This is a genomic window from Massilicoli timonensis (genome assembly GCF_900199515.1).
GTDB lineage: Bacteria > Bacillota_I > Bacilli_A > Erysipelotrichales > Erysipelotrichaceae > Massilicoli > Massilicoli timonensis.
Genome location: NZ_LT963434.1, coordinates 1,352,264 through 1,374,958 on the forward strand (window position 1 = coordinate 1,352,264; position 22,695 = coordinate 1,374,958).

Sequence of the window (22,695 nt, forward strand, 5' to 3'; positions counted from 1 at the left end):
TGCACAGCACGGTGATACTTCCTTTCCGTTTAGAATAAACCAACGAATGATCCTGCTAAGGAAATGATCAAGATTAGGATCAAGATCTTATTATAAGCCTGTTCTTTCTTATCGAAGTACAGATAGATCAACATGATCGCCGCTAACGGCAGCATGCCCGGAATGATCGAATCAAGTATATCCTGTACGACCATCGTATCCGCATTTTCCATCACGATCTCAATCGGGATCGACAGTTTTACATAGCTTGCCCCTAGTGCGCCCATCATAAACAGACCTAAGATACTGGATCCGGTAATGACATCCTTGATCATGCCCGACTGCAACATCGTCTGCACAGATTCACGTCCTACCCGATAGCCGAACATATACAGCACATAGCCTAAAGCCAGACAGATGAAGGCGAAGGCAAACGGGATCAATCCGCCCCATACGCTTCCCGCCATTGCCAAAGTAATGCCGAATGAGAAAACGATCGGACGAATGGTTCCCCATACGATCGTATCGCCGATACCTGCCATCGGTCCCATTAAACCGGTCTTGATGCCGGTAATCATTTCTCCCGGAATTTCCGCACCGTTCGCTTTTTCTTCTTCCATCGACAGTGTGATACCGCCGATCAGTGAGCCGAAGGTACCTTCTGAGTTAAAGAATTGCAAATGACGCTCCAGCGCCTCACGATACGCTTCTTCATCGTCATACAGTTTCCGCAGCGGTTTCATGATCGACACACAGAAACTGAGCGCCTGCATACGTTCATAGGAATTACTTGCTTCTACTAGCAAAGCCCACATGAAGAACGAGTTTCTGACCTCGCGTTTCGTTAACTTTTTCTGCGTTACAACTTCACTCATGATTAAGCCTCCTCTCTGCGCGCCTTAGACGCGAATACAACTAATACGGCGATACATGCACCGAAGATCGCTGCTGCCATGGTCGGGATCTGCAAATACTGCACAGCAAAGAAGCCGATGAAGAAATAAGGAAGCAGCTGTTTTTTACCGATGGTAAAGATGATGGTCGCAAAGCCGATAGCCGGTAATACACCGCCCGCTACTTCAAGACCGTGCATGAGCCAGTCCGGAATAAATTCCATGACCGCATTGACTGCGTCTGCTCCGACATATACGGCCGCAAATACGACCGGAAAACGAAGCAGGAAATAGAAGATCTGCGGCAATACCGTACCGAGCATAAAGATTCCCTTGCTGTTGCCTTCCTTGGCATACGTATCCGCTCTGTGAATAAAGAATGCGTTAACCGTACGGCGAATCTGATCGACAAATGCTCCTAATACGCCAAACGGCACTGCCAGTACCACTGCCGCTTCTGCCGATAAGTTTGATGCAAGTGCCAGCGGAATGGCAATCGCACCGGCAAGTCCCGCATCGGAAGGCAGATTACCGCCCGCAAAGATCATTCCCAAATAGATCAACTGAATGCTTCCGCCTAAAATCATGGAAGTTTCCATATCCCCTGAAACAATACCGAAAACCAAACCATAGAAAAGCGGCTGCCCTAATACATCATAAAACCAATACCCCAAACAGCAGTGTGCTAAATAATATAAGATACCCGCTGTGATCGCTAATTGTAACATTTTAATCCCTCCTATGAATAAAATTTCTTTAATGCGCTGTCTAACTCTTCTCTTGGCTCATTCGGCAGTACATGCAGATAAACATGGGTGCCTCTGCTTTGCATTTCCTCTAGTAGTTTCGCATCTTTCGCATCAAAGGAAACCTGTCCCATCACCGTCTTTCTGCCACCGCTTCCGCCAAGTCCGCCGATCTGGAATTCTTTGATCGGGAAGCCCTTGTTTAATGCGTCCATCGCTTCCTCCACGCTCTTGAACAACACCAAAATTCTTCCCTCTCCCATTTCGTTTTCTTTCCATGATGCGACTGCTCCATCGACGCTCAGCACTTCCACCTTTACGCCCGGAGGCGCCGCCATGACGTAAATGCTCGCCATGAATTGATCTTTTGACAAGGCATCATTGATGACAACGATGCGATTGGCATTTGCCTCTTTGACCCATTTAGTGATGACCTGCCCGTGGATCAAACGATAGTCTGCGCGAATCAGTTTAATTTCTGCCATATGCTTACTCCCTTCTTAATACCTTAATGACATCTTTGCCGCTCTCTTTTAATGTCTGAATGCCCAGCTCCACCAGCTCCTCTGCACTGCATCGCTCCTTTTGCGAATAAATTTCAATGAGCATGGCAAGATTTAATCCGGATAAAATATGCAGTGCATATCTGCCTGACAGCATCGCCATCGTATTTGACGGTGTACCGCCGAATAAATCCACCAGCGCAATGACTTCCCTTGTTTCCTTTTGCAGTTTCGCTTCGATCAAAGCGCTGTATTCCTCCGGCGACATGCCCGGCAATAATGAAAACACCTGCACATCTTCCAGCTTGTCATAGATCATTTCCGCGCTCTTCACAAGTTCTTCGCCGAAACGCCCATGCGTACAAATATAGAGTATCTTTCCTTGGTCCATCGTTTCACTCCCTTCTTGCTTATCATTAAGCAAGATTTATGCCAAATAAAAAAAGCAGCGAAATCAGGCTTCTGACTGCTGCTTCTTATTTCAGTGTATCAATCTGTGTCAAAAATATCCATAATATAACACACTTCCCCATCCGGAACGGTAATGTTAAATGTCGATTCGATGATCTCCATTGCGGTCCTGATGATACGATATCGTTTTTCATCCGCTTTGATTCGTTTCTCTTCCTCACTGTAAGCCATCGCCTGCTTTTGAATGATCCTTTCGATCATACATCCTAAATGCAGCAGATAGCCGATCAAGATACGGTTATAATCCATGATCTCCATCATATTGTTGATGATCTGAAATGATTTGGTAATCGCATCATTGGCTTTCATCGGATCTAAAAACACCAATGAATCTGTTAATAAATTGTTGATCACAAAGTTAGGAAGCTGCGGTTTTACATTCTCTGCCCCGGTAACATTGATGATCAGATGTGAAAGCGTCGTCAAGCCATCGCCTAAGATCAAACGATCATTGGAAATATAAGTGGTATCGGGAATCGGCAGATCGATTGCGCCTACTACGGCCAATACACGCTTGCCTTCTAATGGCAAAGAAGAAAAACTGTCCGCATTGCAGGATAAGATCTCGATATGGTATTCATCTATGAGCGCAACTGCACTGCGTATGAGTTCTCCCAGCTTGATTGCCGCGCCTTCTCCCGTGATGCAGGTCGTAATAATGACAAGATCGTGGTCCATCTTCTGTTTGATGTCTTTTGCATAAGTCCTGCCGATATAAGGGATATACGTTTTCATTTCCTCATATACCTGATCCAGTGTCTGTTCCGGCAGCATCGTCTTGCGGCTCGCCTCCAATACAAATGGAGTAGATACCATGTCGATGGTCTTGACCTTGATGCCGGTCTTTTCTTCAATGATCTCGCCAAATGAAAGCAGCGATCCCATATCCACCAACAACAGGACCCCTTTGCCTTCATTGATCTGTACGACCTTTTCAGTAACGATCGTTAAGAAAGCTTCGACATTCTGCTTCAGCGGCATATCCAGCGCGTGTGCATGGGTGCTGCGCATCAACGTATTGGCGGCATCCACCATATTGCGGGCAACGCCGTTTCCATGTGCCAGTACCAACAAACCGATCTTTTTATTTTCCAGTTCATGATTTTCCATTAACAGAAACATCGTCAAGAAGATCGTTTCCTGCTGCGGCAGTTCGATATCCAGTTCGCTTTGTAAAAAGTGCTTCATCGACTTTGCCACCTGAAATTCATTCGGATGTTCCAGCGCAATATGATAAGCGCTTTGCTTGAGTGGATGACGCAGCTTGTTTTCCATAATAGCCGATACATGCAAGGCTAGTGCGATATAGATATTCTTCGGCAGCTTTTTATTCAGTTTGCTTTCCGCTAAGGAGATTGCGGTTTCCACCGCCTTATAGACACTGGGATGCACGATCTTAAACAGCTCTTCATTGCCGCCGTCGCCGTTTTTTACCATTCGATCCAGCAAATGCGCGATATAGTCTTCAATATAGCGCTTGATCTGACGATTGATCTCCTCATCGCTGCACCCTTGCTTTTCATAGAGCTCATACTGACGGTCAATGATCTCATATACATCTTCCTGATCCTGATGATCAAACGCTTCGATCATTGCCTCCTTATCAAACACAAGGTATTCTTCCTGTTTCAGATCGAGGATAGAAGCGATTTCTTCATGGCGCTGGGTATTGAACAACCCGTTGTATAGTTGTTCAGGCAATAAAGAAGTTGTGATCTTGATGCGGTTCTCGCCATTTGCAATACACTCTAAAAAACCTCTGGCACAGATCAGACGAATATCCGCTTTCAGCTGTCCGATATTGCCGGCGCACGCATACGCTAACAGCGCGTCCATGATCTTGCGTTTGACATAGATCGGCAGCTGTACCTGTCCATATTCCTGACGAAAAAACTTTTCGATCAATTCCAATCGCTCTTTCAAAGGCCGTTCTTGCAACGAAGGCAAAGTGATCGTCATCGGAATGCGCCGCAGAAAGGTTTGAAGCAGGGCGGAATCGACATTTTCCGTCGTGGCGCCGATCATCAATAAATTCACCTTTCTGAGCGTATCTTCTCCAAGCCGCCGATAGCATCCTTTATCCAGCACCATAAACAGCATTTCCTGTCCTTCAGCAGGCAAACGATGGATTTCATCTAAAAACAAAATACCGCCATTGGCTTTTCCCACTAAACCAAGCGATTCCTTCATCGCGCCGGTATAAGCGCCTTTGGCATAACCGAATAACTGCGCCAGCAGCAGTTGGGGATTATCCGCATACTCCGCACAGTTGAATACGATAAATTCCGCATCCTGCTCCAATACGCCATGACTTTTCGCATAACGGTACATGATTTCCGCAAACATCGTCTTGCCGCTTCCCGTCGGCCCGATCAGTAAAGTATGTAAACCGAAAGGCGGATAGATCATAGCTGCCTTTGCCTTTTGAATGTCCGTTTTCAAACTGCCTTCACTGCCGATGATGTGCATGAAATCATCTTCCTTATTCGTTTCTTGTAAAAAGGTTTTCAACGTCGCCACTTCATATGTTTGGATGTGGATAAAAAGCAGCGACTCCAGCACCTGCACATCAAAATAATAGACCGGCCTTCCCGTTATTTTCACAACACGTTTTTCTTCTAATAACCGATTCAATTCTTTACTGACATTGGCACGGTCAAGGTTCAATTGCTTCGCGATCTGCGCGGCGCTGCATCCTTCCACTCCGTTTGCGATGTCTTTTACTTTGATCGATTCACACTGTTTTCTCAGTTCATCGGCTATACGTGATTTTCGCAGCATGTCATACACCTTCTTTCTTGCTTTCTTATGATTTTCATAGGTAATTTTAATTATAGAGGAAAAAAGAACAATACACAATTCCCATTCTGTTTCTTCTGCTATGGCGTTTTGCGGATAATGAAAAACGCCTTCTTATTTAGAAAGCGCCGTTCTTTTTTCGGTATTGCGATTCTTATGCTTGATCTGATTCTTTTAAGCCCTCTAAACGCAGAGATGACTTTGCGGAGCGCAACGCTTTGACCAGCACCGGAATCACGATCAACGCCACGATCAGCGTGATCAGATTATAACCGAGGTTATATGTCCATGCTGAATAAATCCAAGCCGCTAAGCTGCCCGCAGCCTCTCCTTCCGGAAACCAGAAATAGACGCCGGACAGCACCTGACAAGCATATTTTAAGAATACCGCAAAGAAAATGCCGATATATAGATTGCTTCGTTTTTGCTTGCCCGCATAAACTGCCGGCATGATTGCCGCTAAGCCAAGTCCCATGAACGGTCCGATATAATCTAAGAAAGTCTGCATCGGTGTTACCATGTATTTATTGAAACCGAACATCATGCCCAATACCCAAGCAATCAAACCGACACCTACGCCCCATTTCCAGCCTAAATGGAAAGATGCGAGAATGATCGCAATGACAAATAATTCTAAGCTGCCGCCATTTGGCATTTCAAAGATCGGCACCATCGTATTGAACGCCATAAATACGACCGCCAGTGCAGCATAAAATGCCGCAAACACCATTTTTTGAACTAGTTTTGATTGATTTGACATAAAAAAACACCTCCATGATTGAGGCGTAGACAGTACGATCTTACTTTATCTGAAAATAAGATACAGGCTCCCTACGCTAGCATTAACTAGATCAGGTCATAAGGGACCGACTGTAAAACAGTACATCTCAGCAAAATGCGCCCCTGCCGACAGCTTTATTATAAACATTCCTTTGTAAATTGCAAGTATTCTCGCATAAAAGATTACTCAGCATGGCGTTTTCCATTTTCATGTCGTCAACTTCAAAAATGCAAGAAATAAAAAGACGATACCACTGATCCAACTGATATCCAGTCGGCTTTTCCCATCCAGATAATTGCCGAGGCTAAGCCCGATCCCCAGCATTGCCATGCCGATCAAAAAAGACAGCAGCACAATCACGACGCTCATCTCTTTCTGCATACCTGCCGCAAAGCCGGTTATCGCCGAATCAAGTGAAAGCGCCAATGCCAGATATAAGGTTTCTTTCCAAGAGAGATCATTGGAATGGTCTTGATCCGCAGTTAATTCATCGGCATAAATATGCAGTACGATCGACACATTGCGGCAATGCAGGATCCACTCTTTCTGTGCATGGATCCATTTTTTCAAGCTTGCCTGAAACAGCGTGCTGCAGCCGATACAAAAGAAAATGACAAAGGAAATGCCCTTGGTAAATACGATCGACAGATCATCCTGCACGATGCCTGCCGCTCCCATCGAACAGCTCAAAGAAAGTGTTTCGATCAACGCGATGACCGCCATATTCAGCCACGACATCTTTACATGATTGCTGGCATAGGCAAAAGCCGCTGTTAAGCCATCTATACTGAGCGCCAATATCATCAGCAATAATTCCACACTATCACTCCCCGCTAGTCTATCCTATTAAGAAAGTGAAAGAACGTGCCTCTTTATCAAAAAACGGAACCTCTCTAACAAGCTTCCGTTTTTTGCTTCATTGATCATCCCTGTAATCCTCTTGCTTGACGATCCATGTCCTCGATCACGATATCATAGATTTCTCCCAGCGTAGCACAATACGCAAGTACTAACCAAGGTGCATCGGTATGAAAGTGGATCTTGATCAATTCCTCATCACCGACGACCAAAAGACAATCGCCTTCAAAATGTTCTTGGAAATACGCGTGGATCGCATCTTCCGATAGATTGTTGCCCTCAATGAGCAGTTGGGTGTCATAACGATATGTAAGCATGATTTCGCTTCCTTTCTTTTTTTATTATATCTGATTTTCGCTCTGCTTGCCAAACGCTTTCTTTCTTACCGCCATATAGCAAATGCCATGGGTCATGGCAGTTAAAAGCCATGAGATCGGATAGGAAATATAGAGAGAAAACAGCGTATGTTCCGCCTGAAAAATCGTAAAGATCCAGATAACGCGCAATAAACAGGCGCCGATCAGCGATACGATCATCGGCATGATCGAATATCCCAAGCCGCGGATACTGCCGACCAGTACATCCATCATACCGCAGAGGAAATAACTTGCGCATACGATGCTTAAACGACTTAGTCCTGCCGCTATTACCTGTGCATCGGAAGAATAAATGCCTAACAAGAGATTGCCGCAAAGATAGGCGCCGCCACCAAGGGTGATGCCCACCACCGCAACCACACCGAGGCAGATCAGCAAAATACGATCGACCCGATGATATTGCTTTGCGCCCATGTTCTGGCTGGTAAAGCTAAGCGAGGTCTGATAGATCGCATTCATTGATGTATAGACAAAACCTTCGATATTGTTTGCGGAAGTATTACCGGCCATTACGATCGATCCGAAGGAATTGACAGATGACTGGATCAAAACATTGGAAATGTTAAAGATCGTCCCTTGCAAGCCTGCCGGCAAACCGATCCTCATCATCTGCACGATCTTATCTCGGTGTGGACGCACTTTTTTCCATTCTAGTCGCAGCATTCCTTCCGATTGCTGCAAGCTCAATACGATCAATACCGCGGATATTGCCTGGGAAATGATGGTGGCGATCGCCACTCCCGCAACGCCCATATGAAAGACAATGACAAACAGCAGATTAAACAAGACATTGACGATCCCCGCTGCCAACAAAAAATAGAGGGGACGCTTCGTATCGCCGACAGAGCGTAAAGCCGCTGCACCGAAGTTATAGATCATAAATGCCGGCATACCGATAAAATAAATGCGCATATATAGTACTGCCAGATCCAATACATTATCCGGTGTTCCCATCAGTTCCAACAAAGGACGCGCCAATAAGATCCCCACAAAGATCATGACGATGCCCGAAACTGCCGCGGTAAAGATCGCACTGTGCAGCGTTTCTTCCACATTCTTGCGATCGTTTGCCCCATAATAGCGTCCGATCAGTACATTCGCACCGACGGAAATACCGATAAATAAATTAACCAGCAAATTGATCAGCGAACTGGTGGAGCCTACCGCCGCCAGCGCATGACTGCCGCTGAAACGCCCGACCACGATAATATCCGCCGCATTAAATAATAACTGCAAGATGCCCGACAAAATCAGCGGTATCGCAAAAAGGATGATCTGTCGAAACAGCGGTCCTTTGCACATATTCATTTCATAAGATCGTTTCATTTCCTCATCTTCTTTCTATCCCGATCTAAATAAGAAGTTATGCATTATTATAGCAAGTTCTTATTTGAATGTTAAGGGCGTGCATTCTATTTTGGAAACTGCATTCTTTTCAAAATGATATTTTACCTGTACCTTTGATCGATCCTGCTGCCATTCATCTACCTGCATACAGACCCCGCCGACATGTTCATAAAACTTTCTGGCATTTTCATTATAGCGATTACAAGATACGAAAAAGTGATCTGTTTTCTGCCATAGTCTTTCACAGGCAAATAAAAACAATCACTTTCCAAGTCCCTGCTTCCGGTATGCTTTTCTGATGTTCAATAAACCGATCTCATATTCATCATGGTCAAACGGAACACAAGCTTTCCCATAACTCACATAGGCGATCAGCTCTTGCCACTCAAAACCCCCATATAAAAATACTTCCTCTTGTTTCAAATAGGCACGCCGCTTTGCCATCTGTTCTTCCATTTGATATTGATCGATCTTGGTATCCGGATAGATCCCTCGATATGTTTCCTCCCATATCTGTTTCTTACAGTACGCCAAAGCATATGCGTCTTTTTCATATCATTTTGTAATCACCGTTGATTTCATGATATGATGATAGCAAGGATTGCTTTTCACAACAAGGAAAGAACGGCGCTCTCTCCTATTTATTGATAGAAAAAGCAATGCCGTTATTTCTATCAGAAAGCATGGTGATCGATATGAACAAAATTTTAGAAACAGAACGCCTGTATTTACGCAGACTGCATGATGATGACAGCGATCGTCTTTATGAAATGATGCGTGATCCTAAAACGATGTATGCCTATGAACATGGTTTTTCAAAAGCAGAAACGAAAGAATGGCTGAAACGACAGTTGGATCGCTATGCCGCTTATGGTTTCGGTTTATGGGCAGTGATCTTAAAGGAAAGCGGAGAGCTGATCGGGCAATGCGGCATTACCATGCAGGACTATCGCGAACATCAGGTCATGGAAATCGGTTATGTATTTGATCGCCATTTCTGGCAGAATGGCTATGCGGGCGAAGCGGCGTATGCGTGTCGTGAATATGGTTTTGAAGTGCTGCAAGCCGATGCGCTTTATTCCATGATCCGCGATAACAATCTTGCTTCGATATGTGTTGCCAAGCATAATCAAATGCGATGTGTCGATACGATCTGCAAGTATTATTATCACATGAACATGCCACACTATGTTTACCGCATTACCAAGCAGGAGTGGCTTTCACTGAAAGAAAAAGCATGAGTTTTTCGCTCATGCCTGATGCGCCATTCCTACGCGATCATTGTTTTTTCTTTCAGATGATCCAAAAACCTTTTTAGATCAGCCGGGGCGATGCGAATCACATCTGTTCCCATTCTGCCGTTTTGCGGATGAAAGGCAATCGCTACGCCATCTACCGCATATTTGCTAAGACAGGTCAATCGTCTGATTTCATGAAATTCTTTGATGTCTTCATAACGTAAATGCAAATGCAGGAAGCAGCCGTATTTGATCTCCAGCAAATCTTCCTTGATTACAAACTTGCGATCCAGCATGATCCATACGAATAAAGCGTCCATGATCCAGATCGACAATAAACCGAACTGTACGATCGAACTGTGCGTGCCGTAATAGCCCATAAAGAACGGACGCATGACGATATATGTTCCAAGCAGCATGCAGCATGCGCCCAGTATCCAAAATAAATTGATCTTAGATTTATATTTCATCATATCCCTCCAAGCCCGTCTATTATAACGTAAATTTCGATAAAACACAAATTGAATCGGGATAGGGATGCCGAAAACCGCTCAACAAAGGTAAAAAAAGGCAGTAACCTGCGGTAAAAACTGACTCCTTTTTTCATGAATTTATAGTATAATATTCCTGTTATGTCGAGAAAGGTGGGCTATGCTATGTCTGAATATCTGACATTGTTTACAACTTTTTTTAAGCTTGGCGGATTTACCTTCGGCGGAGGCTATGCGATGCTGCCGCTGATTCAAAAAGAAATCGTAGAAAAACATAAATGGGCGAGCGAAGAAGAGATCATGGATTATTATGCCGTTGCGCAGTGTACGCCCGGGGTCATCGCGGTCAATGTGGCGACCTTTGTCGGTTTTTATCGAAAAGGCATCTTAGGTGCGATCATCGCGACATTTGGGGTGATCTTCCCCTCTTTGATCATCATTATGCTGATCGCTTCCCTGCTTCAAAACTTCGCACAGTATCCGATCGTGCAGCATGCTTTGGCAGGCATTCAGATCGCTGTCTGTGTACTGGTCTTTCAAGCGATCATCAAATTGGCAAAAAACGGGATTCGTGATCAGTTCGGATGGTGCGTATTCGGCGCTGTTCTGCTGCTTTCTTATTTTACTTCCGTTTCTACCGTTATGATCGTAGTATTAGCAGGAATCAGCGGGATCGTAATGGTAAAACTGCGGAAAGGAGCATCCGCATGAGTCAATTATTGTTAATGTTCTTTGAATTTTTTAAGGTTGGTTTATTCGCAGTCGGCGGCGGCTTAGCCACCATTCCCTTTTTAACGGAATTAGCAGAGCGCTATCACTGGTTTACCATCGAGATGCTTTCCAGCATGATCGCGGTTTCTGAATCGACCCCCGGTCCGATCGGTGTCAATATGGCGACCTATGTCGGTTTTCATATCGGCGGGATCATTGGCGGGATCACAACGACGATCGGTCTGGTTGCCCCAAGTGTGATCGTCATCTGCATCGTTGCGAAAATATTAAAGAAATTCAAAGAGAGCGAAGTGATACAGTCTCTTTTCTATGGACTTCGTCCTGCGGTTGCGGCATTGATCGTAACTGCCGCATCCGGTATCTTTATCAGCTCTTTGCTTCATATGGATGCTGATTCACAAAATCCATTTGCCTATATCAACTATATCGCAGTCGCATTATTTGTTCTTTGTTATTTGATCAATCGTAAATACAAGCCGCACCCGATCTTCATCATTTGCTTGATGGCGGTTGTCGGTATCGTATTGCAGCTCTAAACATAAAAACACCGTGCTTTTGATCTGATCTTGCTTGTTCAGATACGAAACCGGTGTTTTCTTTTTATATTTCTACGATATTGCCTTTGCGATCAGCTAAAATCACACTGACATGCAGACGTTCTTTGACATTTTGCGGAATTTCGTTCCATTGACGGCGATAAGCGATGGAATCGTTAAAAGCAATGCTGTAATGGGTATCCTCCCGATCCATCAGCTTGATCGCTTCTGACAGTTTGACCGGTAACGTCTGTTTTCTGCCGCGGCGAATGCCTTGCACATTGATCACCCATCTTTTTTCTTCTTTGCTTGCTTCAATACGTTCTTTTTCAATAATGTAGTTCCAACCGTGTTCTTCCAGCCACCGTGCGATCAGCAGCCCTAAATTTTCAGTATTGTGACGCATCTTCGCTTTGCGCGCCGCTGCTTTTTCTTCTTCACTTTTTGCCGGCCGTCCGCGCTTTTTATTCGGGAACATCCGTTCACGCCCATCCAGATCACATAAATCAAAGCACACCGTCAAATGGCTCCCAAATCCAGTCGTTCCCTTTGGTCTTTGCAGGATCTCATCGCCTACCAGCATGCGTTTATAAATAGCTTGGCAGCAAGTAGGCATCGTCGCATGTTCCGGCGATACTTTCGCATGCAGCGCCTTTGAGGTAATCGTCAGTTTCTTTTCTCCCTTTCGTATCGCTTCTTTTTTTAATTGGTCAATTACGGCTAAGTAATCTTTAATACCCGGACCTTTCATAATTTGTTCACACTCCTTAATTACTTACATTGTAATCTTCTGCAATGTCGAATGGTACAAAATGCTGTCAGATCCGAAAATAATTGTAATTTTGCGGTATAATAGGCTTATAAGCAGGTGATAAAATGAATAAGGCGACCGTAAAAGAATTATTGCAGTTTATCGACGATGTCGAAATTAACGGCATTTCTCTAGTTGCATTAAAGGATGCACTGATGAAGCAGACTCATTTTTCATATGAAACAAATGAGAAAGAACTCGAAGCTTTTTTTCACTTTTTGCTTCGACTTGATCTATTAAAGCAAAGCGCTGCCGGCATTGATCTGGTGCCCTGTGCTGCCGTTTTTGTACGCAGTCCGCATCATTCTTTATTAGAATCGCTTGCCTTGCTGGAACTGACCTTAAAAATTCCTTATTACCGGGAGTGCTTTTTTGCTCTTTGCGACGATAATGAACCGATGCCGCTTTATGAGATTCGACACTATCTCAAAGACGATCTGCTGTTTGATTTATTTTTAGATTCGTCCTTTTATGAACAGCTTGGTGATACTTATCGCATTCAGCCGAACTTGTTGGCTGATATACGTTTACAGATAAAGGAATATGAAGAACAGGAGGTCCTGCTCTCAACGATCCTTTGCGCACATTATGCCGATTATCTGATCTTTGCACGCAGCCATTCTCTTTCAATGAGAAACGAAGATCTGGAAATGATCGATTATCCTTTGCGATCGGAAATTTTACGGATCCTGCCGGTGAAAGGCATCCCTAAGGATCGTGAAGTTACCAGAGGCCTGCAGGCTTTTTACAAGGATACGTTATTCCATGAATTTGATCATCGCTGTCCGCTCTGTCATGCGGAAATCCCACATTTGTTAATTGCCAGTCATATTCGTCCGTTTCGTGACTGTGCGCACATTTATGAAACGATTGATTATCAAAACGGGATCTTACTTTGTAAAAATCACGACTTCTTATTTGATCAGGGCTACTTCTCTTTTTTAGAAAACGGACAGATCATTTTCAGTGAAGCACTATTGAAACATGATCTTTCACATTATCAGCTAGATCCGGATTATCGTTTGCCGATTCGGTATCTGACCGATGTCAGAAAGCAGTTTTTGGCCTATCATCTCAACCATATCTTTAATCATGAAAAGGAATGAACGATTACTTGTTTTCACATTCCATCTGCCTGCAGGAGCTGCTTCTCATTATCTGATATTGGCGCTGTCTTGACGTGCTGGATAAAGGTAAGACAGCCTGAGCGATCATAAATACAAAACAGAACAGTTTATCCGTTCTGTTTTCATGATATCTATTTCATCCTTTTCCTTATCTACCAGGAATCATTTTTGATCGCCATCTATTTTGAGAACACGATATGCACCGCATTCCTGTACTGCACGCTCTAAGATCGCATCCTCTACATTCTGATGCAAATATACTTCTATATAGGTTTCACAGAAAACAACCTGTTTTACACCGGCAATCGTTTCCAATGTGCTCTTGATCTGATCCTTGTCATTTTCACTGTGTATTCCATCAATATCAATCACCTTATAATCCATTCTTTCAATTTTGAAAATAACCGGTCTAGTACCATCTGAACAACAGGCTATCATGACACGTTCATCCTTCATCCAGCCTCGCATAATAGAGCCGCCCTGCAAGCCTGTATAAATATAGCGAGAGATCGCATCCCATGCTTCTGAACAGTGCGGAAATGCGGCTCCTGCTATCATGCCGCTGCCGGTATACGCCGTTTGCTTCAATGTATTTAATCCCATATGCCAGAAATCATCAGCTGTACCATAGCGTTCAAAAATAAATTCATCACCTACATGATAGCAGGGACACATGCCTGCATTTTTATCTGCGCAATACTGTTCCTGCAGTTGTGGATATAACTTTTTATCAATAACGGTCAGTTTTACTTTGTGCAGCATTATTCAGTCCTCCTTGACATAAAAAACTCTGTTTTCTTTTCTCGGTGCTGCTTTCGGGTAATTTCCTTCTACATACCCAATCGCACAGTGTCCGATGCCTTCATATGCACCCTCGATTCCCAGTGAGCGCAAGAAGTTTTTTCCCCATTCCGTTTCAAATTCTTCTTTTGCCCTATGGATCCAACAGCTTCCGATTCCTAACGCATGTGCCGCAAGCATTAAATTCCCCATAACAAGACTGCCATCATACACACGATTCGGCCAGTCTTTTTTTGCAAGGACGATCAGCATTGCCGGTGCGCCGTAAAACGGATCAAAGCCTTTTTTCCAACCGCCGATTTCCGCATTTAGCGCCGCAATTTCATCTCTTACTTTTTTATTTGTAACTTGAATGATGATCGTGTTCTGATACCCCATTCCATTTGCGGCATATAGTCCGGCTTCAATGATCTGATCGAGAATTTCCTGCGGTATCTTATCCTGTTTATATTTGCGGATACTTCTTCTTTCTTTCATTGCGCTTAATACATTACTCATTTTTATTTCCTCCAATCAATATTGCATATCAAATCCACTGACGATCCGTTCTGCATACATTTCCCCTGCTGCGACAAGTGCAGGAAGCATGTATTCTTTGTTATAACGGATAACAGGGATACGATCATAGGCGCGCATGCCCATGTTCTTCAGCGTTTCTTCCATATTATGCAGACACTCGATTGCGCCTAGTCCTGTACCGCCTGCACAGGCGATCAAAATACATCGTTTCCCGCTCAGAAAATGATTATGTGCGGTTTCACATCTGCGAAGCCTATCAAGAAAAGCTTTCATACATTCTGTTATATCATGCCAATATACGGCCGATACCAATACAATTCCATCTGCCTGCACCAATTTTTCATATACATTTGAAAAGTCGTCCTTTTTCCAGCACTGCCCAGTTACAGCACAGCTTCCCCAGCCTCTGCCACAGGCCTCACAATGCTCTATTTGAAGCTTATTTAGATGAATTTCCTCAATCTTTGCATCTGTTTTTTGCAGCCCCGATAAAAATTGATCTTTTGCAGCGGCTGTCAGTCCATCTGTATTAGGGCTCGACCATAATACTGCGATCTTCATCCTCAATCCACCATCCTCTCTAAATTTTCTTCCTATTCAAACACCAAACAAATAGCATCTGTTTTTCATAACAGTTATGCGCTTATTTCATTTTCCATTCCTCCTAAATACCTTGCTTTTTTATAAATAAAATGTATCATAGTAATATATTGATAACAAGTACGATATTTTATTGCAGATACTATACTTTTGTATAGTAATATCATTAGGAGAACTATTATGAAAAAACAAAACTTACAGGAAGAAAAAAGTGTTTTCGCTGCTAATGGAATAAAAAATACAGGATTTTATTATACGAAATCTTTGATACAGGGAAAATATAAACTGCCTATTTTGTATTGCCTACAACTGAATGGACCTACTCGCTACAACGAATTATTAAGGAAGATGGAAACCGCGACCTATCGTTCCTTAACAAAGGCTTTGAAAGAATTAGAAGCGGACGGTCTGATTATCCGCAAAGATTACGGCGAAATACCTCCAAGAGTCGAATACAGTCTTTCCCCTCGCGGCAAAACACTTGAGCCTGTACTCGATGCTTTCTGTCATTGGGGACAAGATCACAAAGACGATATATTTTGATTATAACCGGGAAAAGATCCCCTTTCACTTCTAAAAAACCTTGATCATGTGCAGATAGCCTCCGCCTATATCGGCAAAGTAAGGCTTACCGGTGCCGTGTTTTTATCTGTAAGATAAGTACGATCATAAAGAAAAGAATATCCTACATCCGTTTCCTTCAAAGTTCCGGCAAAGCTATCCCGAACATAAACATATGCGATTCTATATGCTTCCATTACGCATCCTTCTTTCCGGGAACCGCCTCCATATCAAACATAGAAAGAGCTTGATTCACTTTATCCATCCGCACTGTTTCTTTTCCTTGTTCAAGCTCGCGAACAAAGCGAAGCCACAAAATAGCCTTTTCTTCGCAGCAAATATTTGTATCTGTATATCCTGTGATAGAGCATCTTTATCTCAAAAAATTTTAATTATACATAAAAAAGAAGGAACCTATGCTCCTTCTTCTCGCTAATTGTCATCAGGTAAAATAAACACCTGTTCTCCGTCCTTTGTAGCCATATACTTCCCTCTGGCATAATTCTCTACAAAATTCGGATCTTGTAAGTTTTCCTTCTCTTTTTCCAGACTCTCTTTTTCTTCCTTGATCTCATTCAATGTATCTGTTGAATTTGCAATATCTTTTTTCAAGGCAAACATATTGGAAACCTCGATCGCAATCTGATAGAACAAAAATAAAGAAATCGCAAACAGACAGGAACTCATTAAGAACCTACTGCTTTTCTTTTTGCTTTTTCTTTTCTTCACGTTTTCTCTTTGCATCCTGTTTCCTCTTTTCTCGTTTTCGTTTGTGTACTTTCATTATACCAAATATTTTGCGTTTGACAAGAACAAGTAGACGACGAAGCGGAAGAAAGAGGTGATAGATCCACTCATAAAAAGGAAGTACGACTGGATAATACCAGTGATAAAACAGCCATGCACCACATAAAAACAGTCCTAGCAGATAAATATTGCAATACCCGCCGTTCAAATAAAACAAACCTCGATATAAAAGCAAAGTAAATCCAATTCCATATAGCACTTCCATGATTCCTTTCAGCCGATACAGGAACCTTCTTTCAAAAATAAAACCGACCAAAGAGAAGCCCAGCGCAAACAGCCAGCCCATTAACAAATAATAACAAAGTGTTTGTACCTGAACAGAAAGCAACATTACTTAAACAGCTTAGAGAATACAGATTCACGGGCGCCGCTCTTCTTATTGGAAATATAAGACATATTTTCAACTAGTCCACGGATACTGACATCACCGCGTTCTGTATCCAGTTTCCCAAGTGTCAGCTCTTTTCCTTCTACAACCAGCCAACCCTGTGCGGTTTCCATTAAAAACTCATTGGAATCAAAGCTGTCGATTTGCTTTACCCCGGTGATTTCCAATATTTTGCGATCCTTTAATACGATATTGTGATACGGGTTGGTTTCAAAACGTATCGGACTGTTATTGATTTCTTCCATTAGTTTTCCTCCTCGCTTCATTGTATGAGAAGAAGAAAACAATTATTCTATCAAGGTATCTTTACGATAGGGTTTGATCCTATTTTCTTAAAATGATCAGCGCAAAAAAACCTGCTATGCTGTGAGAACATAACAGGCTCTTTGTCAATTAGTAGTTTTCTTTACGTACTTCAAAGTAAGACTGTGCATGCTTACATACCGGGCAAACTTCCGGTGCTGTTTTTCCTGTATGTAAATGTCCGCAGTTCAGGCATTCCCAAACTGTTTCTTCTGCTTTTGCGAATACCGTACCGTCTTCCACATTGTTTAACAGCGCTAAATAGCGTTCTTCATGTGTCTTTTCGATCTTCAATACGCCTTCCATCGCTTCGGCAATTTCAACAAAGCCTTCTTCGCGTGCTTCTTTTGCCATGCGGTCATACATATCGGTCCATTCATAGTTTTCACCTGCTGCTGCGTCTTTCAGGTTTTCTGCTGTGCTAGGCACTGCACCGCCGTGCAGGTATTTGAACCACAGTTTCGCATGTTCTTTTTCATTGTTTGCAGTCTGTTCAAAGATATTGGCAATCTGCACATAACCGTCTTTCTTTGCTTTTGAAGCGTAGAAAGTGTATTTGTTGCGCGCCTGGCTTTCACCGGCAAAAGCATCCATCAAATTCTGTTCTGTTTTCGTACCTTTTAAGTTCATTTTATCTACCTCTTTCTGTCCTAATGTTCTCGTTATTGAGAATGATTCTTGACAATGATATTATAGCACTGCTTATCATCGGATACAAGCATCTGGCTATCTTTTCTGCTTTTATTTCGCTTAAGCGACTTCATTCTGTTCGATCCGCCGTTCTTCTATGATCTCAAATAATTCGGCAGCCGCACTTTTATTCACTTGCTTTTCAATAGCACGTACGCGCACACGCAGTTCCCGGTTGCCAAACAGGATCTGAATTTCATCACCGACCTTGATCTCGGTACTGGGTTTGACAATTCGTCCATTCACATATACGCGCTGTGAGTCCGCCAGTTCTTTTGACACACTTCTTCTTTTTAAGATGCGTGCAACCTTCAAATATTTATCCAATCTCATATTTTCTTCTCCTTCTTATTCTTATCCACCCTGCTTTTTCAATAACAACTGTGTAAACGCCTTGAGCGCATCAAGCTGTAAATCACTTTCCTTACCGCTTTTACATACCATCACAAAAGCACCCATCCACTCTCCATAATCAGAAATAGGACAGATTACCCCGCTGTATCGCTCATTTTCCTGATAAATGGGATAATCCTGGAACATCGTCATGCGATGTACGCTTTGACACTTGGAAATAAACTCACTTCGTACTTCCCGCATATAATGCTTCAAATATTCTTCCTGCACGAAAAAAGTTTCATTTCCGCTCATCTGCGCCAGTGTTTCACACATCAGTTTAATCTCTTTCAGATATTGAGAAAGCGGCTCGAATTTTTGAATCATGATCTGATTATCTACGATATAAAATTCGATAGAATCTCCTTCCTTCATCTGAAATCGTTTCCGGATCTCTTTGGGGATCACCAGTCTGCCCAACTCATCTAGTCTTCTAACCACACCTGTTGCTTTCAAATCAAACACTCCTTTTTTCAAGAATAGTATTGACTGATTTGAAAACTTCATACGCACGACTTACTGCTTTTCACAGGCTTCTAGTATTTCGATCACGACCGATAGCCATTCTTTTGTCTTTGTAAGATTCATCTTGATACGCTTTTCTGCATAGCGGATCTTAATGTCTCTTGAAATCGTCGTCATTCTTTCAAATAAAGCAACGCCGTCTACCTGTGCGCTCCATGCTTCATCAAATTCCAGCAGAATATTACGCTCGTTTTCCTGGAAACGGAATACGTGCGGTTCGTTGATCAAAATCTCCAATCGCTTTTTCTCAAACAATAATTGTACGGATTTCGGCAATCGTCCGTAATTGTCTTTGATTTCCTCCTGCATAGCCAACAGATCCGCTTTTGTTTTTAACGTGTCCATTCGCTGATACAGCGTAATCTTTTCCATATCTTCCGGGGCAAACTGCTGTGGGATATAAGCGTCCAGCTTCGCATTTGCCTTTTTGATTTGCGGCGGTTCTTCCTTAATGATGCCTTTTTGTTCCTGTATTGCTTCATTCAACATTTCAATATACATATCAATCCCGACGGTGTCGATGAAACCTGCCTGTTTTGCGCCCAGCATATCTCCGGCGCCGCGAATGGTCAAATCACGCATTGCCACCTTATAGCCGCTTCCCAGCTGGGTAAATTCCTTGATCGATTTTAATCGTTTCATCGCAATCTCCGACATCTGCTTCTGCGGACTGTACATCAAATATGCGTAGGCAAGCCGATCGCTCCTGCCGACCCTGCCTTTGATCTGATAAAGCTGAGATAAGCCGAAACGATCTGCCTGGTCGATGATGATCGTATTGGCATTGGGAATGTCGATACCGGTTTCGATGATCGTCGTGCATACTAATATTTGATAGGCATTGTCGATGAAGCGCATCATCACATCCTCGATCTCTTCCCTTTGCATCTGCCCATGCGCAACACCGATCGTCGTGTCCGGCATCAGTTCTTTTAACTTTGCGGCAACCTGGTAGATTTCTTTGACATTGTTGTATAAATAAAATACTTGTCCCTCTCTTACCAATTCTCGTTCAATGACCTCTTTGATGACATGCATATTCTTTTCAATCACATAGGTCTGTACCGGCATACGGTTCTGCGGCGGTGTATCAAGCTGTGACAGTGCACGGATACCGATCAAAGACATTTGTAATGTACGCGGAATCGGCGTTGCACTCAGGGACAGCACATCAATGCTGTTTTTTAATTCTTTTATTTTCTCTTTGTGTTCAACACCGAAGCGCTGTTCTTCATCAATGACCAGTAAACCGAGATCGTGGAAACTGACATCTTTCGACAAGATTCGATGTGTACCGATCAAAATATCGATTTTTCCTGCTTTTACATCTTGTATGATCTTTTTTTGTAAAGACGGTTCTACATAGCGATTCAGCACGGCAATCTGTACCGGATAGTTTTCAAAGCGTTTACGAAAGGTGTGGTAGTGCTGCTGCGAAAGAATGGTAGTCGGACAAAGGAAAGCAACCTGCTTTTCGTCAATGACTGCTTTGAATGCGGCACGAATCGCCACTTCTGTCTTACCGAAACCGACATCTCCGCATAATAAGCGATCCATCGGTTTATCTAATTCCATATCTGCTTTAATTTCTTTTACCGCTTTTTCTTGATCTGCCGTTAATTCATATGGGAAATCTTCTTCAAACTGTCTTTGAAAAACACTGTCTTTGGAAAAGGCATGACCGATATGTTCTTCTCTGACGGCATATAAGTGAATCAATCGTTCTGCCAGTTCCTTGATGTTTTCGCTGATCCGTTTTTTTGTCTTTTCCCAATCACCGCTGCCCAGTTTATTGAGCTTAGGCCGTGCTCCTTCCTTCGATACAAATTTACGGACAAGCTTAAACTGTTCCAAAGGTACAAACAGTTCATCGTTTCCTTTATAGATGATGTGTAGGAAATCTTTATGGACACCATCGTTTTCTCTCGTTACGATTCCCATATACTGACCGATTCCATGCTGATTATGCACGATGTAGTCTCCGATTTCCAGTTCCATATAGTTATGTAAAACTTCTGCTTCTTTGAATTTGTTATGGTATCTTCCCAGTTTCACTTTTTCGTGGAACAGTTCTTTGTCACTGTAACAAACGATCTGTTCTTCTGCTAGGGAAAAGCCTTCGCCAAAGATTCCCGGATAGAAAGAGATACCGGATGTAAAAGGTGATTCCTCATCTATTTCCTGATAAGGGGTCAAATGCTCATTCAAATATTGTTTGATCTGTTCTTTATGTTTTTCATTAACGGATAAGAGCACAGTTTGTTTTTTTGCGGTTAAACTGATTTCCTCCATGATCTTTTCAAAGATCAGATCCGGTGGTGTCACGCTCACAATACCGCTGCTGTTCGGATCTTTGAAATTCAAAAATAAACCGAAGGTAATGACTTCCCGCTGTGCGATGATCGTATGGAGATCATGGAAATGGGTAAATGTCGCCAGCGCTTGTTTTTCTTCCGCAAGCTCTTGCAGATAAGCGATCGTTTCTTCCTGAATTCTTTTTTCCGCATCCTTTACTTCTTCTTCACTGGATAAGATGACAAGCGCGCGCGGATCGTAGTCAAATAGCGAAGCATTCGTTTTTTTATAGGTAAAATAGCGGTAGATAAAGGGTTCATCCATATGATTGGCAATCTGATCGAGATCATCATTGATGCGCTCTTCCAGTGAACTGTCTTTTTCTTTTGTCATCTGCTTTTGTAATTGATGATTCACCTTTTCAACGATCTGCGCGATCTCTTCTTCATCCAGCAGCAGTGTCGTTGCCGGAATGATGGTTACCGCTTGCAGCAGCTGTTTCGTACGCTGGGTATGAATATCAAAATAACGAATCGTATCAATTTCATTATCGAAAAATTCAATACGGATCGGATCTTCGTGGTTAATGGAAAACACATCGATGATGCCGCCGCGGCTGGCATAACAAAGCGGCTGATCCACTCGGGATACCGGCTGGTATCCTGCTTCAAACAGCAGCTGCTTCATTTGATCATAGTCCAAGCACATGCCTGTTTCTATGTGCAGACAATGGGATCGAAAACTCTCTGGATCAGGTAAATAGCGCATACATGCCCCGGTATGCGTAATGATGATCTTCGCGCTTGGATCAAGGATCCGATTTAATGTCTCTACCTGTGCTGCTTTCATTTCCGGTGATGCCGCAATCGCTTCTACCCGCAGTGATTCTTCCATGGCAAAAAGCAGCACCTGTTCCTTTAGGAGGGGGCGTAAACGCTCATAAAGTTTCTGTGCTGAATATAAGTTTTGTTTTACGATGAAATACGATCGTGGTTTTTGTTGAAAGGCCGCAGCGAGCAGCAATGCTTCTTCTTGCAGTCCGAGATTGCCTAAGCAGTTCTTTTTTTGAAGAATGGCATTTACAGCAGGATCATGCGCAAGTAATTTCAGCAGTTGATTCATAC

General features: G+C 43.0%; 29 protein-coding genes and 1 riboswitch. Of the genes, 5 read left to right on the top strand and 24 right to left on the bottom strand.

What is annotated here, in order from left to right; genetic code table 11:
* Positions 1-29 precede the first annotated feature (29 nt).
* The 11 genes from C1712_RS08730 to C1712_RS08780 form a co-directional block, all read right to left on the bottom strand.
* A complete protein-coding gene (locus C1712_RS08730; protein ID WP_102268485.1) occupies positions 30-854 on the bottom strand; it encodes a PTS system mannose/fructose/sorbose family transporter subunit IID in 825 nt (274 codons plus the stop codon).
* Between the two features lie 2 nt (positions 855-856).
* Positions 857-1,600, bottom strand: a complete 744-nt coding sequence (locus C1712_RS08735) for a PTS mannose/fructose/sorbose/N-acetylgalactosamine transporter subunit IIC (protein ID WP_102268487.1) — start codon at positions 1,598-1,600, stop codon at positions 857-859.
* A gap of 11 nt (positions 1,601-1,611) precedes the next feature.
* Positions 1,612-2,103 carry a PTS sugar transporter subunit IIB gene (locus C1712_RS08740; RefSeq protein ID WP_102268489.1) on the bottom strand — a complete coding sequence of 164 codons (492 nt, stop codon included), beginning with the start codon at positions 2,101-2,103 and terminating at the stop codon, positions 1,612-1,614.
* Between the two features lie 4 nt (positions 2,104-2,107).
* A complete protein-coding gene (locus tag C1712_RS08745; RefSeq protein ID WP_102268490.1) occupies positions 2,108-2,512 on the bottom strand; it encodes a PTS sugar transporter subunit IIA in 405 nt (134 codons plus the stop codon).
* Between the two features lie 98 nt (positions 2,513-2,610).
* Entirely contained in the window at positions 2,611-5,373 is a 2,763-nt protein-coding gene (locus tag C1712_RS08750) for a sigma-54-dependent transcriptional regulator (protein WP_102268492.1), read from the bottom strand.
* A 172-nt stretch (positions 5,374-5,545) separates the two neighbouring features.
* Positions 5,546-6,151 carry an energy-coupled thiamine transporter ThiT gene (locus C1712_RS08755; protein WP_102268494.1) on the bottom strand — a complete coding sequence of 202 codons (606 nt, stop codon included), beginning with the start codon at positions 6,149-6,151 and terminating at the stop codon, positions 5,546-5,548.
* A gap of 51 nt (positions 6,152-6,202) precedes the next feature.
* A riboswitch (TPP riboswitch) is annotated at positions 6,203-6,306 on the bottom strand.
* A 73-nt stretch (positions 6,307-6,379) separates the two neighbouring features.
* On the bottom strand, positions 6,380-6,991 hold the full coding sequence (locus C1712_RS08760; RefSeq protein WP_102268495.1) for a manganese efflux pump: 612 nt from the start codon (positions 6,989-6,991) through the stop codon (positions 6,380-6,382).
* Between the two features lie 104 nt (positions 6,992-7,095).
* Positions 7,096-7,347, bottom strand: coding sequence for a kinase to dihydroxyacetone kinase (locus tag C1712_RS08765; RefSeq protein WP_102268497.1), 252 nt, complete (start codon positions 7,345-7,347; stop codon positions 7,096-7,098).
* Between the two features lie 24 nt (positions 7,348-7,371).
* Positions 7,372-8,733 carry an MATE family efflux transporter gene (locus tag C1712_RS08770; RefSeq protein ID WP_102268498.1) on the bottom strand — a complete coding sequence of 454 codons (1,362 nt, stop codon included), beginning with the start codon at positions 8,731-8,733 and terminating at the stop codon, positions 7,372-7,374.
* A 60-nt stretch (positions 8,734-8,793) separates the two neighbouring features.
* The gene (locus C1712_RS12715) at positions 8,794-9,015 is read right to left on the bottom strand and encodes a hypothetical protein (protein WP_102268500.1); all 222 of its coding nucleotides are present in this window, start codon (positions 9,013-9,015) and stop codon (positions 8,794-8,796) included.
* Positions 9,016-9,288, bottom strand: coding sequence for a hypothetical protein (locus C1712_RS08780; protein ID WP_102268501.1), 273 nt, complete (start codon positions 9,286-9,288; stop codon positions 9,016-9,018).
* Between the two features lie 161 nt (positions 9,289-9,449).
* Here C1712_RS08780 and C1712_RS08785 point away from each other — a divergent pair, with 161 nt between their 5' ends.
* Positions 9,450-9,995: a GNAT family N-acetyltransferase gene (locus tag C1712_RS08785; protein ID WP_102269832.1), complete on the top strand. Its 546-nt coding sequence runs from the start codon at positions 9,450-9,452 to the stop codon at positions 9,993-9,995.
* Positions 9,996-10,024: 29 nt separating this feature from the next.
* On the opposite strand, the gene C1712_RS08790 is transcribed toward C1712_RS08785, so the two are convergent.
* Positions 10,025-10,462, bottom strand: a complete 438-nt coding sequence (locus tag C1712_RS08790) for a PH domain-containing protein (RefSeq protein WP_178199917.1) — start codon at positions 10,460-10,462, stop codon at positions 10,025-10,027.
* A gap of 186 nt (positions 10,463-10,648) precedes the next feature.
* Between C1712_RS08790 and C1712_RS08795 the strand changes: the two genes are divergently transcribed.
* Together C1712_RS08795 and C1712_RS08800 are read left to right on the top strand one after the other, a co-directional pair.
* Positions 10,649-11,194 (top strand): chromate transporter, encoded by a 546-nt coding sequence (locus C1712_RS08795; protein WP_102268505.1) that lies wholly within the window; start codon positions 10,649-10,651, stop codon positions 11,192-11,194.
* Positions 11,191-11,751, top strand: coding sequence for a chromate transporter (locus C1712_RS08800; RefSeq protein ID WP_102268507.1), 561 nt, complete (start codon positions 11,191-11,193; stop codon positions 11,749-11,751). Before C1712_RS08795 ends, C1712_RS08800 begins: the two co-directional genes overlap by 4 nt.
* Positions 11,752-11,815: 64 nt before the next feature.
* Here the strand turns inward: C1712_RS08800 and C1712_RS08805 are convergent, their stop codons facing one another.
* A complete protein-coding gene (locus C1712_RS08805; RefSeq protein WP_102268509.1) occupies positions 11,816-12,502 on the bottom strand; it encodes an AT hook domain-containing protein in 687 nt (228 codons plus the stop codon).
* A 125-nt stretch (positions 12,503-12,627) separates the two neighbouring features.
* Between C1712_RS08805 and C1712_RS08810 the strand changes: the two genes are divergently transcribed.
* Positions 12,628-13,668: an HNH endonuclease gene (locus C1712_RS08810; RefSeq protein ID WP_102268510.1), complete on the top strand. Its 1,041-nt coding sequence runs from the start codon at positions 12,628-12,630 to the stop codon at positions 13,666-13,668.
* Between the two features lie 183 nt (positions 13,669-13,851).
* Here C1712_RS08810 and C1712_RS08815 read toward each other — a convergent pair whose 3' ends face one another.
* Genes C1712_RS08815 through C1712_RS08825 form a run of 3 tightly spaced genes read right to left on the bottom strand, consistent with a single transcriptional unit; the run spans position 13,852 to position 15,570 of the window.
* Positions 13,852-14,451, bottom strand: a complete 600-nt coding sequence (locus C1712_RS08815) for a TIGR04076 family protein (RefSeq protein ID WP_102268512.1) — start codon at positions 14,449-14,451, stop codon at positions 13,852-13,854.
* Positions 14,452-14,454: 3 nt separating this feature from the next.
* Entirely contained in the window at positions 14,455-14,988 is a 534-nt protein-coding gene (locus tag C1712_RS08820; protein ID WP_102268514.1) for a nitroreductase, read from the bottom strand.
* 15 nt (positions 14,989-15,003) lie between these two features.
* Entirely contained in the window at positions 15,004-15,570 is a 567-nt protein-coding gene (locus tag C1712_RS08825) for a flavodoxin family protein (protein WP_102268516.1), read from the bottom strand.
* A gap of 219 nt (positions 15,571-15,789) precedes the next feature.
* On the opposite strand from C1712_RS08825, the gene C1712_RS08830 reads away from it, so the two are divergent.
* Positions 15,790-16,152: a winged helix-turn-helix transcriptional regulator gene (locus C1712_RS08830; RefSeq protein WP_102268518.1), complete on the top strand. Its 363-nt coding sequence runs from the start codon at positions 15,790-15,792 to the stop codon at positions 16,150-16,152.
* Positions 16,153-16,217: 65 nt separating this feature from the next.
* On the opposite strand, the gene C1712_RS13270 is transcribed toward C1712_RS08830, so the two are convergent.
* The 8 genes from C1712_RS13270 to mfd form a co-directional block, all read right to left on the bottom strand.
* Complete coding sequence (locus tag C1712_RS13270) at positions 16,218-16,367, bottom strand: HipA N-terminal domain-containing protein (RefSeq protein WP_146003327.1); 150 nt, start codon at positions 16,365-16,367, stop codon at positions 16,218-16,220.
* Between the two features lie 235 nt (positions 16,368-16,602).
* The gene (locus C1712_RS08840; RefSeq protein WP_102268521.1) at positions 16,603-16,857 is read right to left on the bottom strand and encodes a septum formation initiator family protein; all 255 of its coding nucleotides are present in this window, start codon (positions 16,855-16,857) and stop codon (positions 16,603-16,605) included.
* Between the two features lie 7 nt (positions 16,858-16,864).
* Positions 16,865-17,308 (bottom strand): spore cortex biosynthesis protein YabQ, encoded by a 444-nt coding sequence (gene yabQ / locus C1712_RS08845; protein ID WP_102268523.1) that lies wholly within the window; start codon positions 17,306-17,308, stop codon positions 16,865-16,867.
* Positions 17,308-17,610, bottom strand: coding sequence for a sporulation protein YabP (gene yabP, locus C1712_RS08850; protein WP_102268525.1), 303 nt, complete (start codon positions 17,608-17,610; stop codon positions 17,308-17,310). Before yabP ends, yabQ begins: the two co-directional genes overlap by 1 nt.
* Positions 17,611-17,758: 148 nt before the next feature.
* Positions 17,759-18,298, bottom strand: coding sequence for a rubrerythrin (gene rbr / locus C1712_RS08855; RefSeq protein ID WP_102268526.1), 540 nt, complete (start codon positions 18,296-18,298; stop codon positions 17,759-17,761).
* A 120-nt stretch (positions 18,299-18,418) separates the two neighbouring features.
* Positions 18,419-18,691, bottom strand: a complete 273-nt coding sequence (locus C1712_RS08860) for an RNA-binding S4 domain-containing protein (RefSeq protein WP_102268528.1) — start codon at positions 18,689-18,691, stop codon at positions 18,419-18,421.
* A gap of 21 nt (positions 18,692-18,712) precedes the next feature.
* Complete coding sequence (locus tag C1712_RS08865; protein ID WP_102268530.1) at positions 18,713-19,258, bottom strand: AbrB/MazE/SpoVT family DNA-binding domain-containing protein; 546 nt, start codon at positions 19,256-19,258, stop codon at positions 18,713-18,715.
* A gap of 9 nt (positions 19,259-19,267) precedes the next feature.
* Complete coding sequence (mfd, locus tag C1712_RS08870; protein WP_102269835.1) at positions 19,268-22,693, bottom strand: transcription-repair coupling factor; 3,426 nt, start codon at positions 22,691-22,693, stop codon at positions 19,268-19,270.
* Between the last annotated feature and the right edge of the window lie 2 nt (positions 22,694-22,695).